This is a genomic window from Agromyces sp. Leaf222 (assembly GCF_001421565.1).
GTDB lineage: Bacteria > Actinomycetota > Actinomycetes > Actinomycetales > Microbacteriaceae > Agromyces.
The window spans coordinates 3,047,200-3,062,711 of the sequence record NZ_LMKQ01000001.1 but is presented as its reverse complement, the minus strand read 5'-3'; the positions used below and the strand labels follow the sequence as shown (position 1 = coordinate 3,062,711).

Here is a 15,512-nt window from a genome sequence, read left to right as displayed (position 1 = left end):
TGAAGCGTAACGAGCCGATCCGATTCTGCGAATTCGACGTCATCGATCCTGCGGCTGCTCTGCGGATTCGACGTCACCCGTTCCATTGCGACGGAGCGACCCGATGGCTTCGTGCTGCCGCTCCGATTCGGCTCCGCACGCGCGCTGCCGTAGAATCTGGCCGGTCCCACCGAAATCGGCCGGCCTTCCGGTGCGCGCCACGACCGGATACGGCCCAATGACCACATCACCCGCGATCGAGAGTGCCGAGCGCGTGCGCTCGAGCCGCGAGTCGGCGACCTCGCCGAGGCGGGACATCCAGGCGCTCCGGGCGATCGCGGTGAGCCTCGTGGTGGTCTACCACTTCTGGCCCGCGCGGTTGCCAGGCGGCTTCATCGGCGTCGACGTCTTCTTCGTGATCTCAGGATTCCTGATCACCTCCCACCTGCTCTCGTCCCCGACGAACTCGCCGCGCGCGCTCGCCGAGTTCTGGGGCCGGCGGATTCGTCGCCTGCTTCCCGCGAGCGGCGTGGTGATCGTCGCGGCGCTGGTGGCGACCGTACTCATCGCTCCGACCACGCTCTGGCGCACGACCGCGATGCAGAGCATCTTCGCCGGGCTCTACGTCGAGAATTGGTACCTGGCCACGGAGTCGGTCGACTATCTCGCCGCCGATGCGGCGGCCTCGCCGGTGCAGCACTACTGGTCGCTGTCGGTCGAGGAGCAGTTCTACGTCGTCTGGCCGATCATCTTCTTCGTGGTCGCGTTGTTCGCGGTCCGCCGCCGAAGGGCCGTGCTCGGGACCGCGGTCGGTGCCCTGGTGGCTGCATCGTTCATCGCGTCGGTGGTGCTCGTGGCCACGGACCCGGCCCCGGCGTACTTCGTGACATGGTCGAGGGTCTGGGAGCTGGGCGCCGGTGGGCTGCTCGCCTTCGTCGCGCCGGCCATCGCAGGGTTCCTCGCCATCCGTCCGAGACTCTCGGCCGTCATCGCCTGGTCCGGGTACGCGGTGATCGCCGCGGCGGCGGTCTTCATCACGGGCGCCATGGCGTTCCCCGGCTGGCTCGCGCTCGCGCCCGTGCTCGGCACGGTCCTCGTCATCAGCGCCTCCGAACCGACCGGTGCCGGCTCCCCGTTCCGGCTCGCGGGGCTCCGCCCGGTGCAGTGGCTCGGAAACGTCTCGTACAGCGCCTACCTGTGGCACTGGCCGGCGGTGGTGCTGCTCCCGTTCATCGTGGGTCGCGAGAGCACCTGGACGGACAAGCTCGTGACGATCGCGATCGTGCTTGTGCTCTCGTTCGCGAGTCAGCGGTGGATCGAGGACCGGTTCAGGGGCCGTCGGGCGTTCGGAACGAGGCTCCGGGGCAGTTTCGTCGCGATGATCGTCATCATGGCGGTCGTCGTCGCATCATCGCTCGGGGTGCTCGCGCTGACCGATCGCATGCAGGCGCAGGCGCAGGCTCGTGCGGCGGCTGCACTTGCCACGGCCGGGTCGTGCCTCGGCGCGGCGGCGATGCGCGACGCCGGGTGCGAGCCGCACGGCGACGAACTGCTCGTGGATCCGGCGACCGCGGCCGGCGACCGGTCGGCAGCGTACGCCGACGGCTGCTGGGTACTGGGCGACCTGAGCACCTGGACCACCTGTCACTACGGGACCTCCGATCCAGGGGCACGCCGCGTGGCGCTCATCGGCAACTCGCACGCGGGGCACTGGCTCCCGGCCCTGCAACGCGTCGCCGAGGCGGAGAACCTCTCCATCACCACCTACCTGATCAGCCTCTGCTACACCGTGCTCGACCCGATCAAGATGTCGACTCCGGCGCAGACGGAGAACTGCACGGCCTGGAACGAGCGGGCCATCGGCGAGATCGCCGAAGGCGACTACGACCTGGTGGTGACCTCGAACCGAACGTCGTCGCCGCTCGTGGGCATGACGATGCCCGAGACGCAGGTCGCCGCGATCGGGGCCTACGACACGACGTTGCGCACCTGGCTCGATGCCGACATCCCGGTGCTCGTGCTCCGGGACACCCCGGCCTCGGAGAAGGGCGTCGTACCGGACTGCGTCGCGCAGCATCTCGACGACGTCGCCGCGTGCGACAGCAGCCTGGGCGCCCTGGCCGTCGATCCGATGGCGGATGCCGCCGAATCGATCGACGATTCGCGAATCGCCGTGGTCGACCTCAATGACCGGCTGTGCGGTGCGGGCGCCTGCTACGGGGTCATCGGCGGACTCATCGCGTACTTCGATGCGCACCACATGACGGCGACGTTCGCGGAGACGCTCGCACCCGACCTGGTCGCTCCGATCGAGGGCCTGATCGGCACGAACTGAGGTGTCCGCTCGGCGGTCGCCGCGCATCCACCGGTGACCGGTGCCTGACGAGCGGCGGGCTGCCTCGCCGACCGTGGGACGTCAGAGCAGGATGCGACGCAGCGGCGTGCGTGTCACGAGCAGCCCGATTCCGAGCGGGATCGCGTAGGCCAGGGCGAAGGTCAGCTTCGACGGTTCGAGGCCCGCTTGCTCGGTGATCCAGAGCACGAGCGTGTGCCCGAGGATGACGGGCATCGCGACCGCCGCGAGGAGGGCCGCCGGGCGGGCCGACCACATCGGCAGGTACCGTTCGATCGACTCGGCGATCAGGATCAGGCCGCAGGAGATCGAGGCGCCCATCAGCAGGCTGAGGATCGGGTCGCCGAGGTTCCCGTACTTCAGGTTGATCGGCGCGATGAGGCCAAATCCGCCGAGGAGGAGCGCCGGCACCGCCAGCAGGAGCCCGACGAGCATCGGGCGCCGGATCCGGTGACGGTGCGTCTTCAACAGGTGTCCGATCGCCACGAACGCCATCGCCGGAAGGGCGAGACCCAGGCTGAGCGGGATCGTCGCGATGGACCAGCGGTCGACCGCGCACCAGACGACGCCTGCGCCCGCCACGATCCACACGAGAGCCGGGGCGACGCGTGAGAGCCAGCGCATCAGCACGGCCGCGAAGAAGAGCGCGGTGATGAACCAGAACGTGGAGTACGGGCGGCCTGCGTGAGCGCCGCCCAAGGCGGCGCGGCCGAGCCACTCGACGTCGAGGGAGCCGGTCTTCACGAGGTGCACCGTCTGGAAGACGAGGGTGACGATGAGCAGCCACGAGAGGTACGGGACGAGGAGGTTGCGTGCCCGACGAACGGTGTCCGCTCGGAGCGGGCGGTCGGGCTTCCAGAAGTAGCCGGTGAGCACGAAGAAGATCACAGTGTGCCACGTGAAGAACCAGGGGGCCGACCACCACTCCTGCCAGTTGTGCGTCATCACGATCGTCGCGACCGTCGCGACGCGGAGCAGGTTCAGTGCGGTGCTGCGCGCGCCCGTGGGCCTCGGGTCGGATGCCGCCTGCGGGGGCGTCGCGAGGGCCGTGCCGTCTCGGTCGGAACCGTCTCGTCGGCCGTCGGCCGGGTCGCCGTCTCTGCGCAGCGCGGTGGACGGCGCGTCGCTCGGTTCGGCTGTGGTCGACAATCGGGTTCCTTGGTCGTTCGGTTCCGTGGTGGTGGCGGCGCGAGCCGCGCGGCTTGCAGAATAACCCGTAAAAACCATGCTTCTGCATCCGATCGAGGCTCGGGCGCTGGGGCCGGAGCGGCTCCGCCCGTGCCATTTTCCCAGATCAGACCAAGGATCTGCGGGAGGTTGAGCCGCGCCGTGTTGCGATCGCGCGACCCCTGTCCCTCGGATTGGGGCCATGCCGTTCACGAATCGTGACCTCTCGCCGCGCCTCGCAGGGCGCCGAACGCCTACGGAGCGGGGTCGACGGCCGCCCTGACCCGTTCCGCGAGCAGCGGCCCGAGCGTCGCCGAGTACGTGCCGGAGAGATGGCCGGCGGCGTCACGCGCGACGATGACGTTGCCGATGACGGCCGGGCATCGGGCGTCGTCGCAGTAGGCGTCGGTGAGGTCGACCGTCGAGACGCCGTCCGAGGCGACGGCCGCGGCTTCGAGCAGGCGGTCGGGCGGGTTCAGCGCCTCGTCGCGATCGGTGCCGCATTCGGCCACGTTCGCGCCCACCCTGGCGAGGCACTCGAAGTTCGACTCCGGCACGGTCGGCGCCGCGGCGATCACGACCACCTGGGCGCCGGTGGCGGCGACCTCGTTCCACCTGCTCGTGAACGAGTCGAGGGGTGCATCGTCGATGGTCCAGCGGGCGGCCGTCGTGAGCACGAGGTCGTACTCGCCGTCGACGAGCAGCGCCTGCGTCTCGTCGGCGACGGTGTCGCAGTCGCTGTCGGCGGGCTGGTCGCGCCACTGGCACCCGTATCCGAGGTAGGTGTCGACCGACCAGTCCTCGGATGCCGCGGCCTCGCGCACGGCCGGCACCATCGCGGCCGCGTGGCTGTCGCCGACGAGGGCGACGCGCGTGGCATCCGGTGCCTCCGAGCCGAACGTGCAGCTCTCGAGTGGGCCGCCCTGCGTGCGCCAGCAGAAGTAGCCCCCGCCGGTGTCGTCGGCGAGTGCGTCGATCGACGGCAGCACCTCGCTCGCCGTGAGCTCGGTCGGCGTCGGGCAGTCTGCGCTCGATGCGGGGGAGGCCGCCGCCCCGAAGCATCCGGAGTCGATCTCGGCGGCCGGGGGAACCGGTTCCGGCGCCGCGAGCCGTGCAGCGCCGAGCGAGGCCACGACGAGGACGGCCGCCGCGCCGGCGGAGACCAGGATCGCCGTACGTCGGCGGCGCCGCGGGTCGGCCTGCGCCGTGCCGCCCAGGAGCCAGCGTGAACGGCGGACCGGCTGCTCGATGAAGTGATAGGAGAGCACCGATGCGACGGCCGTGAGGGCGATCGCGACGACGAGGTATCGGCGCGAGTCCGTCGGGAGGAACGCGGCGAGCAGCACGATCACGGGGAAGTGCCACAGGTACAGCGAGTACGAGATGTCTCCGAGGTACGTGCTCACGCGGTTCGTGAGCGGCCAGAGCGCGAACGGGTACCGGCGGTCTGCGGTACCCGTGCCGGCCACGATGACCGCGATCGTCGCGAGCACCGGCATGGCCGCAGCCGGCGCCGGGAACGCGGACGCGGCGTCGATGACGAAGACGCTCGCGACGAGTCCGGCGAGTCCGACCCAGCCGAGCGCGATGCGGGCGGCGAACGGGAGCACGACCGGTCGCATGAGCACGGCCGCGAGCAGCGAACCCGCGCCGAGTTCCCATGCGCGCGTCAGCGTCGAGAAGTACGCCGTGGTCGGACTGGTCACGGTCTCGAGGCAGGCCCAGACGAACGATGCCGTGACGAGTGCCCCGAACATCCAGAGCACGGCGGGTCGCGCCGAACGTGCGGCGCCGGGCATCGTCTCGTTGGCAGCGGTGCCGCCGATGCTCGCGACCCTGGTGCGCGCCCGCCACGCGACCCACGCGAAGACGCCGATCGTGAGCAGTGGCCAGACGAAGTAGAACTGCTCCTCAACCGAGAGGGACCAGAAGTGCTGCAGCGGCGACGGCGGCAGGCCGAGCTGGAAGTAGTCGGTGCCGACGAGCATCATGCGCCAGTTGGCGCCGAAGATGAAGGCCCAGACGCCGTCGATCGCCGTCGACACGGCGCGCGTGCGCGGCAGCACGAGCAGCGAGATCGCGACCGTGACCGCGATCGTCACGGTGGCCGCCGGGGCGATGCGGCGGATTCGGCGACGGTAGAAGCCCGAGAGCGACAGGCGTCCGCTGCGCTCGAGCTCGCGCAGCAGGTGCGACGTGATCAGGTAGCCGGAGATGACGAAGAACACGTCGACGCCGACGAACCCGCCGCGCGGCCAGTGCACGAGGTGGTCGAGCACCACCACGATCACCGCGAAGGCGCGCAGACCCTGGATGTCGCGGCGCAGACCCCGGTTCGGGGCGTCGGTCGGCGGCGTGGGTCGGCTCGTCATCACTCTCAGTCCGGCCGGTTGTACTTCAACGGCCTCTGGGATCTTAGTCGGGCGATCGGAACGAAACCCGTGGACGACGGATGCCGCGGGCGAACGCCCGTACCAGCCCGCCGCCTCGGCGGGTGCCGGCCGCCACATGCCTGCACCGTCGTGGCTTGTGCGACCCGGGTCGTGCCGAGGCCGTCACCGACGAGTGCCCCCGCCGACGGTGAACACGTCGAGGCCCTTCTCAGCCGTCAGGCGCTCGAAGCCGAGGCTCGGATTCTCGGCGAGCCAGCGTTCGCCGAGCTCGCGCTCCTCATCGCGGGCCGCATCGTCGAGCACGAATCGCGCGCCGGGCACGCAGCGGGCCAGCAGCGACGGGACGGCGGGATAGCGGGCATGGGGCCCCGTCGCGGCCGGAGGGCCGTCGACGAACACCAGGCCGATGCCGTCGAGGTCGGCGAGTGCCGCCGCGGCGTACCAGGGCTGCGACGGCGCATCCGGCTCCGGGCGCCACGGTTCGAGTGGGGCGAGGCGCACGTCGACCACATCGCCGAGGCCGTGCTCGGCGACGAGCCGCCGCGAGCGCTCGGCGTAGCCGGCGTCGTGCTCGAGTGCGACGAGTCGTCCGCCCACGCGTTGCACCGAATAGCCGAGCCAGACCGACGACGACCCGCTGCCGCATTCGACGACGAGCGTCGGTCGCGTCTCGTCGACGTACCGCACGAGCACGCGCAGCGCGTCGGGCGAGGCAGCCCAGTCCCGGAGCGGCGGCATGAACGGTGCGGCCGGGTCGAGGTGCTCGCGCAGTTCGGTCCACGCGATCAGCTGTTCGTAACCGTTGAGGTCGGCGCGCGTGATGGCTCGGCGCAGCGAGGAGACGACGGTCGGCAGCGTCGACTCGCGAAGCTCCTTCAGCTCGCGCATGGGCAGCGCGGCGATGGATCGCTCGATGTCGGCGAGGCGGCCGTGCACCTCGCCGAGCTCGGCGCGCAGCGCCTCGATCGAGGCGACCACCTGGTCGAGGCGGTCGGCGTTCGACGTGCGTCGACGGAGGAACTTCACCATTGGCCCGCTCCGGAGCGGGGAGAGCAGCCGGTGCGGTCGTCGATGGCGGGCATGCGTGCATGGTAGTCGCAGACGACGAACGAACGGTGAACGACGGATGCCGCGGGCGAACGATCGCCCGCGGCATCCGATTGCCATCGTGCTCGGCTCGACGAGACGGATCTAGCGCTGAAGACGTCGTCGAACCGCGCGACCGGACTTCACGTACCACGCCGCCAACCGGTGGGCTCGCGATCGCCGGTACATCTCGAGCCGAACGTTCGACTCGGACAGGTCCCGCTCGAGTGCCGCGGAGCGGTGTGAATGCTCGGTGAGCTCGGCGTTCGCGCGAACGAGTGCGTGCTCCGTCTCGGTGAGCTGTTCCCGCAGGCGCGTGATCGCCCGGCCGCGCTCGTCCAGCTCCGCCTTCATATCCGCGAGGGTCCGGGCACGGTCGTCAGCTTCACGACGAGCGTCGGCGGCCTTCTTTTCCGCGGCGTCGCGCGTGGAGCCGAAGCGGGCACGCAACTCGGCGTCGAATGACTCGACGCCCGTGCCGGCCAGCATGACGGCGTCCTGACGGTAGTACTCGCCGGAGTGGAGCAAGGTACCGAGTTCGTTCGCGTTCCGCACGTCGAGGGCGACCAGCTTCTCCGCAGCGCGATTCCAGAGGTAGAAGGGGCGCGACTTCTGAAGGTCCCACAGATCCTGCACCGGCATGTGGAAGATCTCCATCATGACGGCGATCCGCTGCGAGGAAGCGAAGAAGTGCTCGGCGCCACGGAGCACCTGCGCCTCCGCTCCCTCAACATCGATCTTGATGACAGCGGCACCCGCGCCAGCAGGGAAAAGTGCGTCGAGGGTCGTCGATGCCACGTTTATGACCTGGAATCGGTCGAGATCGACGCTCTCTCCGCCCGTGACGATGTGCGACGTGCCAGACCACGAGTTGTCGATCGCGAACGAAAGGCCGCCGGCTTCTCCGTCGGAGAGGACCTTCTCGACCAACTCGACCGCGAACGAGAGCTCAGCGCATGTCCGAGCCAATAGCGGCATGATGATCGGATTCGGTTCGATCGCCACGACGCGTGATGCAGGAGTCACCTTGCTGCCGGCGAGCATCTCGCCGTAGTTCGCGCCGATGTCGACGGCGAGATCCCAGGCGGGGCCGAGCGAGAGCAACGCATTCCAGAGCTCGAGAGACCCGGGGTTGAAATCACCGCGCGAGTCCGCGAGTGCCGTGGCACGCGGGTCGGCGGGGTCGACGAAGATCGACCGCCCCAAGTCGTTGAGGATCCGTTCACTCGTGCTCATTCAGACGTCCTGCCATCACGTTGGTCTCTCTCATCCGGCCGCGCACTGGGAGGCAGGACTCTGCTAGTTCACGGCCTCGAACCGATCGATCGCGTCGCCAGCGCGACCAGATACGAATGTACCCTGCGGCGGGGAACCTGCCTCTGATCGTCGAACGGATTTCTCCGTGAGGAGCCTCGTGAAGTCGGCTGTCCGAGGTCCGACGAACTCTCCCGACGCTGCGATTCCCCGCACACGGTTCACGAGCTGGGTTCGGGAGCCGAACGCGTGCTCGAAGTGGTCGAGGACGCGCACCAGTGCGGCATCGTTGTGGCCCTGGAAGGCGTTGGCCCGCCAGAGCGCAGACTCTTGCGCTTCCTCGATGAGCCGGTACCCCGACCGCTCCTTCGGCATCCACACCGGATACCCGTTGGCGGTGGTCATCACCTTGAGCCACAGGTCGTCGGCGAAGAGCGAGGTCTTGACGATTGCGGGAACATCGAACGCCTCGGCGGGGATCGCTCCGGGCGGATAGAGCACTCCGCCCACACCGGTCGGCAAGAGCTGATATGTGAGGGCGCCGCGGAGGTGGCCGGCGTTGTAAGCCCACCCGTCGTACGAGCGGAAGTCGCCGTTCGGACGGAACAAGGCCAGGTTGGCGCGATCGCTGATGACGGCATGGGGCTGCTCGACATGGCCCGCGACGAGGTTCCGAAGCAGATGGGGGCTGTAGACGGCGTCGTCGTCCACCGTGACGATGAGGGCTCGGGGATATCGTTGCGCCGCATAGAAGTACTTCTTGTGCGGTCCCAGGTTGCCCTCGACCCATTCGATACGGAACGCACCCCCGACCCGTGCCAGGAGTTCTGCCGGGAGGTCCGCGTCCCGACCTGGGAACTGGTCTGCGGAGAGCCACAGAATGACGGCATCCGCTCTCGTCGTCTGCGCCAGCAAGGAATCCACGCAAGTGCCGACGAGCGGGATCCGTTGAGGGAACGACGTGAGCGACACGATCAGTTCTGGCCGGTCGTGTCCACCGGCCATTCGCCGCGTGGGTCGCCGTCGCACGGCCCTCAGCGGCAGTTTCCGGCCCGGGCCCGCAGCGATCCTGCGGCTGAAGAGGTCTGCGAGATCACGTCGGTGCGCATCCATGCTCGCAGCCTGGTCGTAGGCGCGGCGCGACGTCTCGCCCATGTCCGACAGTGCTTGCGAGTCCACGTCGATCATCGCCATGTACGCGTCACGGAGCGCCGCGATCTCACCGGATGCGACGACGCGGCCACTCTCCGGGGTCACCACGTACTTGGCGCCCACATTCTCGGTCACGATCAGCGGTTTCGAGAGCATCGTGCCTTCGAGCGCAACGAGGGAGCACGATTCGTCACGCGACGCGACGACAACCGTATCCATCTGGGACATCAGTTCGACCTTCGCACGTTCCCCGGTGATGAGGCCGTGGTAATGGATGTGCTCCTCCTGCTCCACCTGACCGAGAACGTAGGAGGCGAAACTGGTGCCCGAATTGATGAATCCACCTGCGAAATGCAGCTCTGAGCGGTCGCGGTAGGCCTCCGGCATGGCCTTGTAGGCGGCCACGAACAGGTCGTAGCCCTTGCGCTGCTCGATCGTGCCGAGCTGCACGAACTTGTGCCGCCCGCCGCGCCGGGGCTCGTAGGGGAGCGCGAGCTTCGACACATCCTCGACGGCATTCTTCACGACGGTGATCGGCCCGTCCGCGAATTCGGCGATGGCCGCTGCCGCGTAATCGCTCACGCAGCAGATGCTGGTGCTCCGCCGCAATGTGTCGGCACGCTCTGGGTTCGACCGCAGGAAGTCGGGCAGATTGGAGGCTTCGCGGACGTACCAGACCAGCGGGATCCTGCCCTCGAACCGCCGCACGTACGCGTCGGTGGCGACCGTATTGCTGACGACGAGCCGGACGCCGGCGGCCGTGAGTTCTTTGATCTTGCTGTCCGTCACATCGGCGGGGTCGACCACATGCACCGGGAACCCGTGGGTCTCGAACTCTTCCGCGAACGGACCGAGTTTCGTCGTCCATACGACCGGCTCGTAGCCGAGCGAGTCCGCGACCTTGCACAGGCGCAGGAGGCTTCGCGGCGCCCCTGCATGGATCATCTCCGGAGAGATGAAGAGGATGCGACCGAGGCCGGTGCCCGCAACCGCCCCATCCTCAGGGCTGTCGTGAGACGGCTGCTCGGGTGCGTCCGTGACCGGGATCTGTCCGGCGGCCTCGAAGAGAGTCCCGAACCGCTCGTACGTCACATCCTCCGCGAAGAGGGTCGGCGCCGCGTCGTAGTGGAAGTCCTTGTAGACGCGGTGGCTGTACTGCGGATTCTCGATCGCACCTCTCAGCGGATTGAAGGCCACGTATGGCGAGACAAACCGGTGTTCAGCGAAACCCGCCGAGTACTCGAGGAATACATCGACGAAGTCGAGCATGCCGTCCTGCATCTCGAGGATCTGCTCCACGTTATGCGGGGCGTTGTTGCCTCGAGTCGCGGTCGGATTGCCGTTCGCGTCGAACGCGTAGCCGGTCGTCGAAGCCTTGGGCTCGGTGAAGAGGTACTCCAGCGGCATGTGCAGCAGATCGGTCTTGCGTACTGGCTGGCGGCCTCCGGGCATCATGAACCTCGTCAGGTCCATGTTGGCGAGCGGCGAATGCACGTACGCGCTCAGGAACCCCGAGGAGAGCGCATCGGTTGCGGCCCGCGACCGGCTCGATCCCATCAGCGCACCGAACACCTCCAAGCCGGCCTCGGGGAAGGAGTCGGCGAAGAACTTGCGCAGGGTCATGGCGGACGTACCCGTCCACCCGATGTCCACGACCAGAATGCGCTTGGCATCCCCGATGGCCTGAGCGAAGTATGCCTTCGCCGCATCGACGCCCACACGGTTGTGCTCCACGACGAGGTCGCGATGGTCCCAGAAGAACTGCTCGAGGCGCCGTCGGATGATGTTCGGGTCGCCTCCAGCCGGGAAGAGGTACTGCTCGATGTCGGCAGATTCCAGATGCGGAGCGAGGTAACCGAACCCGGTGTCGGTGAGGACCTGCGCGATCGTTCGCGTGTTGTTGGAGTCGCCGAGCCACCTGAAGAAGGAACGGTGAATGTACTCCTGGTAGTTCTGCTCCAGGGTGATTCCCAGTTGCGCGTACCGCGATGTATCGATGTACGCGCTTTCGACCCTGCCGTAGTGACGCGTATAGATCCGCGAGATGACGTCGCAATCGCGCCCACAGAAGAGGATCTTGTCGATCGACTTCTCCTGCGCGAGTCGTTCGAGGAACTCGACGTATCCGAGCGCCAGGATCCCGCCCACGCGGAAGCCGTGGGTGTAGTGGAGGCCCTTCGACCAGGTTCCTGAGCCGAGGTGGTTGTTGACCACCGCTCGATAGAAGCTGCCTGCGAGGCTGTCCATGTCCGGCTCCCGACGGAACACGCGCACATCAGGATTGAAGATCGCAGGCAGGCCGACAGCTTCGGACTTGACGACGTCCGCGTCGAGGTTGTCGCCGATGTGCACGATCGAACGCTCAGGCGTGTACTCGTCGAGGAGGACCCGTTGCAGAGTCCCGTCGCCCTTCCGCAGCCCGTACTCGTTCGACAGATAGAGCCGCTCGTATCCCTCGTACCCGTTGCGAGCGAGCATCCGTTCCAGGACGTTCAGCGGCAGGTACATGTCGCTCGTGAACACGAGCCGCTTGCCCAGATGACGCAGTCGGTCGTAGACATCCTTCACCTGTGGGTTCGGCCTCGACAACTCGACTTCGAGATCCTCTTCGAGACGCTCCCAGCTTGGCTCGGCGCCATGCCGGTCGGCCATGAGCTCGTAGATCTCGCTCAGCACGACTTCACGAGTGCCCTGCATCTGGTTCTTGACATTCCGCAGGTGCGATTCGGCGTTCTTCCGCATTTCGAGGAAGTCGGCGATTCCGAGTCGAGCGCCCATGATCCGGAAGACGTCGTTCGGTGCCTCCACAGTGCGGACGAGCGCCGTGTCGAAGATGTCGAACGAGATGACGTCGTACTGCTGCAGTTCTGCGAACAGGTCGTCAGCGGACAACCGTTCCAGGCTTGCGGGGTCGACGTAATACGGCCGGACGCCGGCCGTGCCGGCGCTCTCGGCCGCATCCGAGGAACGACGGTCAGGACGTGCGCCGTGACCGTTCATCGCCTCGAACTCTTGGAGCTGCAGATATCCGCCGAGGATCTTCGAGTCCGTGAAGAGATGTCTGATCGGCCGTCCGAACACGACGTACCGGAAGTTGCCGTCGATCCAATCGACTCGGAAGACCTGCTGTCGAAGGTTGAAGCGTCCGTCCGTCGTGGTGGGACCTCCCCGCCTCAACGACCTCATCGAGAAAGACACCACAGCTCAGTCAACTCCAGGAACGAACGGTCGGTACGACGGCCTTGTTGCCGTCGCGAAAATGGGCATAACTCTGCGAGGGCCGCCGGAGCGGCCCTCGCACATATTGAGACGACATCTTAGCTGAGGTGATCGCGCGGGGATCCGCGCGTCGGCGGCCGTTCGAATCGGTCCCGGGGCGCGAGCGTACCGAGGGACGGCGGACGGTAAGTGAACGACGGATGCCGCGGGCGAACGCTCGCCCGCGGCATCCGATCGCCGTCGTGGTTCAGGAGTGGAGGGCGCGACCCGCCCGCCCGCGGATCACACGAACGCGGCGCTGCCCGTGATCTTGCGGCCGACGATGAGCGTGTTCATCTCGCGCGTGCCCTCGTAGGAGTAGAGGGCCTCGGCGTCGGCGAAGAAACGTGCGACGTCGTACTCGAGCGTGATGCCGTTGCCGCCGCAGGCCTCGCGGGCCCAGGCGACGGTCTCGCGCATGCGGGCGGTCGTGTAGGCCTTCGCGAGGGCGGAGTGCTCGTCGCGCTGTTCGCCGCGGTCGAGCATCTCGGAGACGCGAACGACCATGCCGAGCGAGGCGGTGATGTTGCCGAGGCTCTTCACGAGGAGGTCCTGGATCAACTGGTGCGACCCGATGGTCTTGCCGAACTGCACGCGCTCGCCGGCGTACTTCACGGCCGCCTCGTAGGCGCCGATCGAGGTGCCGACCGCGGCCCACGCGACCTCGGCGCGGGTCAGGCGCAGCACGCTCGCGGTGTCGCGGAAGGAGTTCGCGTTCGCCAGGCGCAGCGACTCGGGCACGACCACGTTCTCGAGCGTGATGTCGGCGTTCTGCACGGCGCGGAGGCTGATCTTGCCCTGGATCTTCGTGGCCGTGTAGCCGGGCGTCGTGGTGGGCACGATGAAGCCCTTGACCTGGTTGTCGTCGACGTCCTTGGCCCAGATGATCGTGATGTCGCTGAAGGTCGCGTTGCCGATCCAGCGCTTCGCGCCGTTCAGCACCCAGGTGTCGCCGTCGCGCTTCGCCGTGGTGCGGAGGCCCTGCGCCGAGTCGGATCCCGAGAGCGGCTCGGTGAGGCCGAATGCGCCGAGCACCTCGCCGCTCGCGAGCTTGGGGATCCACTCGTCGCGCTGCTCCTTCGAGCCGCAGACGCTGATGCTGCCCGTCGCGAGGCCGTTCTGCACGCCGACGAACGTGGCCACCGACGCATCGACGCGGGCGAGCTCCATGGCCACGAACCCGCGGAACACGGCGGAGTTCTCGAACGGCTTCGTCTCGTCCCAGCCGTACGAGAGCACGCCGTGCTCGGCGAGCGGCTTCACGATCTGCATGGGGAACTCGGCGCGCTCCCAGTGGTCGCCGACGATGGGCTTCACGTCGGCCTCGAGCCATGCGCGGAGCTCGGCGATGGCCTGCTTCTCGCGATCGGTGAGGAGGGATTCGTACGAGTAGAAGTCGCTCGCGAGCGGCTCGAAGGTCATGACTGCTCCAATGCGTCGTCGGATGCCCCGAGCCTACGTCCGTCATCCGGACGTCATCCGGGCGTTGGTAGCTTTGAGGGAAATCTCGGAAGGGGCCCTCTGGAATGTTTGTGTCGATCGGCAACACCCCGCGCGATTACGCGTGGGGCTCGACGAGCGCGATCGCGGAGTTCCGCGGTGTGCCGTCATCGGGCGGCCCAGAGGCCGAACTCTGGCTCGGCGCGCATGCCGGATCGCCGGCGCGCATCCGCGACGCGGTAGCCGTCGGTCATGCCGATCTCGCCGAGTGGATCGCGGCCGACCCCGAGGCCGCGCTCGGCGCCGAGCTCGCGGCGCGCGGCGCGCGGCTGCCCTTCCTGCTGAAGGTGCTCGCGGCCGCAGAGCCGCTCTCGCTGCAGGCGCACCCCACGCCCGAGCAGGCCCGTGCAGGCTTCGCGCGCGAAGAGGCAGAGGGGGTCGAGATCACCGCCTTCGATCGCAACTACAAGGACGAGTTCCACAAGCCGGAACTCATCGTCGCCGTGAGCGACACGTTCGACGCGCTTTCGGGCTTCCGTCCGCTCGAGGAGATCGCCGGCGTGCTCCAGGTGCTCCGCGAGGCGGACGCCGCCGACACCGAACCGCAGCCCGCCGCGCTCGACCTCCTGGCCGGCCACCTCGCCTCGGCGCAGCCGCTCCGCGACACCGTCGAGTGGCTGCTCCTCGACGGACGCGGCGGCGACACGGGGGAGGCCTCCTGGGTGATCGAGCGCGTGACGGCGCTCGCGGCATCCGCCACCGCCCTCGACTCGGCCTACGCGCTGTCGTTCGAGACGGTGGGCGCGCTTGCCGAGGCGTATCCCGGCGACCCGGGCATCGTCATCTCACTGCTCCTGAACCGGGTGCGCCTCGTGCGCGGCGAGTCGCTGTACCTCGCGGCCGGTAACATCCACGCCTACCTCGAGGGGCTCGGCATCGAGCTCATGGCCGCGAGCGACAACGTGCTGCGCGGCGGCCTCACGCCTAAGCACATCGACGTCGCCGAACTGCTCGACGTGCTCGACTTCACGCCGATCGCCCCGCCCGTCCTCGCGCCCGAGCGCGTCGGCGACGGCGTCGAGGTGTTCCGTCCCGAGGTGCCCGACTTCGTGCTCTACCGGGTCGAGGCCGGGGCAGCGCCGACGACGGATGCCGCGGGGCCCGATGCAGGGTCGGATGCCGCTGGCGTGCCGATCCCGCTCGACGGCCCGGCGATCGTGGTCGCCGAGGGCGGCGACCTCGTGGTCGCGGGCGCCTCGGGCGCGGCATCCGTCGCCCGCGGCGAATCCCTCTACGTCACGCCCGACGAGCAGTCGATCAGCGTGACGGGCACCGGCATCGCCTGGATCGCGACGACCGGGCGCTGAGAGGCCGGTGGGCGGAGCTGGGCGACCCGCGATCGAACGCCCCGTTCGAGGCGCTGGAGCGCT

The 15,512-nt window shown here is 68.2% G+C and carries 8 protein-coding genes; 2 read left to right on the top strand and 6 right to left on the bottom strand.

Annotated elements, in window-relative coordinates; all coding sequences use genetic code 11:
- Positions 1 to 217: 217 nt before the first annotated feature.
- Positions 218 to 2,314 (top strand): acyltransferase family protein, encoded by a 2,097-nt coding sequence (locus ASE68_RS13715; protein ID WP_055859697.1) that lies wholly within the window; start codon positions 218 to 220, stop codon positions 2,312 to 2,314.
- A gap of 81 nt (positions 2,315 to 2,395) precedes the next feature.
- On the opposite strand, the gene ASE68_RS13710 is transcribed toward ASE68_RS13715, so the two are convergent.
- The 6 genes from ASE68_RS13710 to ASE68_RS13685 form a co-directional block, all read right to left on the bottom strand.
- The gene (locus ASE68_RS13710; RefSeq protein ID WP_055859694.1) at positions 2,396 to 3,481 is read right to left on the bottom strand and encodes an acyltransferase; all 1,086 of its coding nucleotides are present in this window, start codon (positions 3,479 to 3,481) and stop codon (positions 2,396 to 2,398) included.
- Between the two features lie 272 nt (positions 3,482 to 3,753).
- Complete coding sequence (locus tag ASE68_RS13705; RefSeq protein WP_055859691.1) at positions 3,754 to 5,871, bottom strand: acyltransferase family protein; 2,118 nt, start codon at positions 5,869 to 5,871, stop codon at positions 3,754 to 3,756.
- Positions 5,872 to 6,054: 183 nt separating this feature from the next.
- Positions 6,055 to 6,921, bottom strand: coding sequence for a class I SAM-dependent methyltransferase (locus tag ASE68_RS13700; RefSeq protein WP_055859689.1), 867 nt, complete (start codon positions 6,919 to 6,921; stop codon positions 6,055 to 6,057).
- 162 nt (positions 6,922 to 7,083) lie between these two features.
- On the bottom strand, positions 7,084 to 8,082 hold the full coding sequence (locus ASE68_RS13695; RefSeq protein WP_162238278.1) for an FkbM family methyltransferase: 999 nt from the start codon (positions 8,080 to 8,082) through the stop codon (positions 7,084 to 7,086).
- A 195-nt stretch (positions 8,083 to 8,277) separates the two neighbouring features.
- Entirely contained in the window at positions 8,278 to 12,582 is a 4,305-nt protein-coding gene (locus ASE68_RS13690; protein ID WP_157421651.1) for a glycosyltransferase, read from the bottom strand.
- A 303-nt stretch (positions 12,583 to 12,885) separates the two neighbouring features.
- Positions 12,886 to 14,064: an acyl-CoA dehydrogenase family protein gene (locus tag ASE68_RS13685; protein WP_055859680.1), complete on the bottom strand. Its 1,179-nt coding sequence runs from the start codon at positions 14,062 to 14,064 to the stop codon at positions 12,886 to 12,888.
- A gap of 104 nt (positions 14,065 to 14,168) precedes the next feature.
- On the opposite strand from ASE68_RS13685, the gene manA reads away from it, so the two are divergent.
- The gene (gene manA / locus ASE68_RS13680; protein ID WP_055859677.1) at positions 14,169 to 15,449 is read left to right on the top strand and encodes a mannose-6-phosphate isomerase, class I; all 1,281 of its coding nucleotides are present in this window, start codon (positions 14,169 to 14,171) and stop codon (positions 15,447 to 15,449) included.
- Positions 15,450 to 15,512: the final 63 nt, after the last annotated feature.

What these genes read in the sequence shown, in the direction of transcription:
- manA (WP_055859677.1), top strand. Translation starts at nt 14,169, where the DNA reads ATGTTTGTGTCGATCGGCAACACCCCGCGCGATTACGCGTGGGGCTCG.
- ASE68_RS13715 (WP_055859697.1), top strand. Translation starts at nt 218, where the DNA reads ATGACCACATCACCCGCGATCGAGAGTGCCGAGCGCGTGCGCTCGAGC.
- ASE68_RS13700 (WP_055859689.1), bottom strand. Translation starts at nt 6,921, where the DNA reads ATGGTGAAGTTCCTCCGTCGACGCACGTCGAACGCCGACCGCCTCGAC.
- ASE68_RS13705 (WP_055859691.1), bottom strand. Translation starts at nt 5,871, where the DNA reads ATGACGAGCCGACCCACGCCGCCGACCGACGCCCCGAACCGGGGTCTG.
- ASE68_RS13685 (WP_055859680.1), bottom strand. Translation starts at nt 14,064, where the DNA reads ATGACCTTCGAGCCGCTCGCGAGCGACTTCTACTCGTACGAATCCCTC.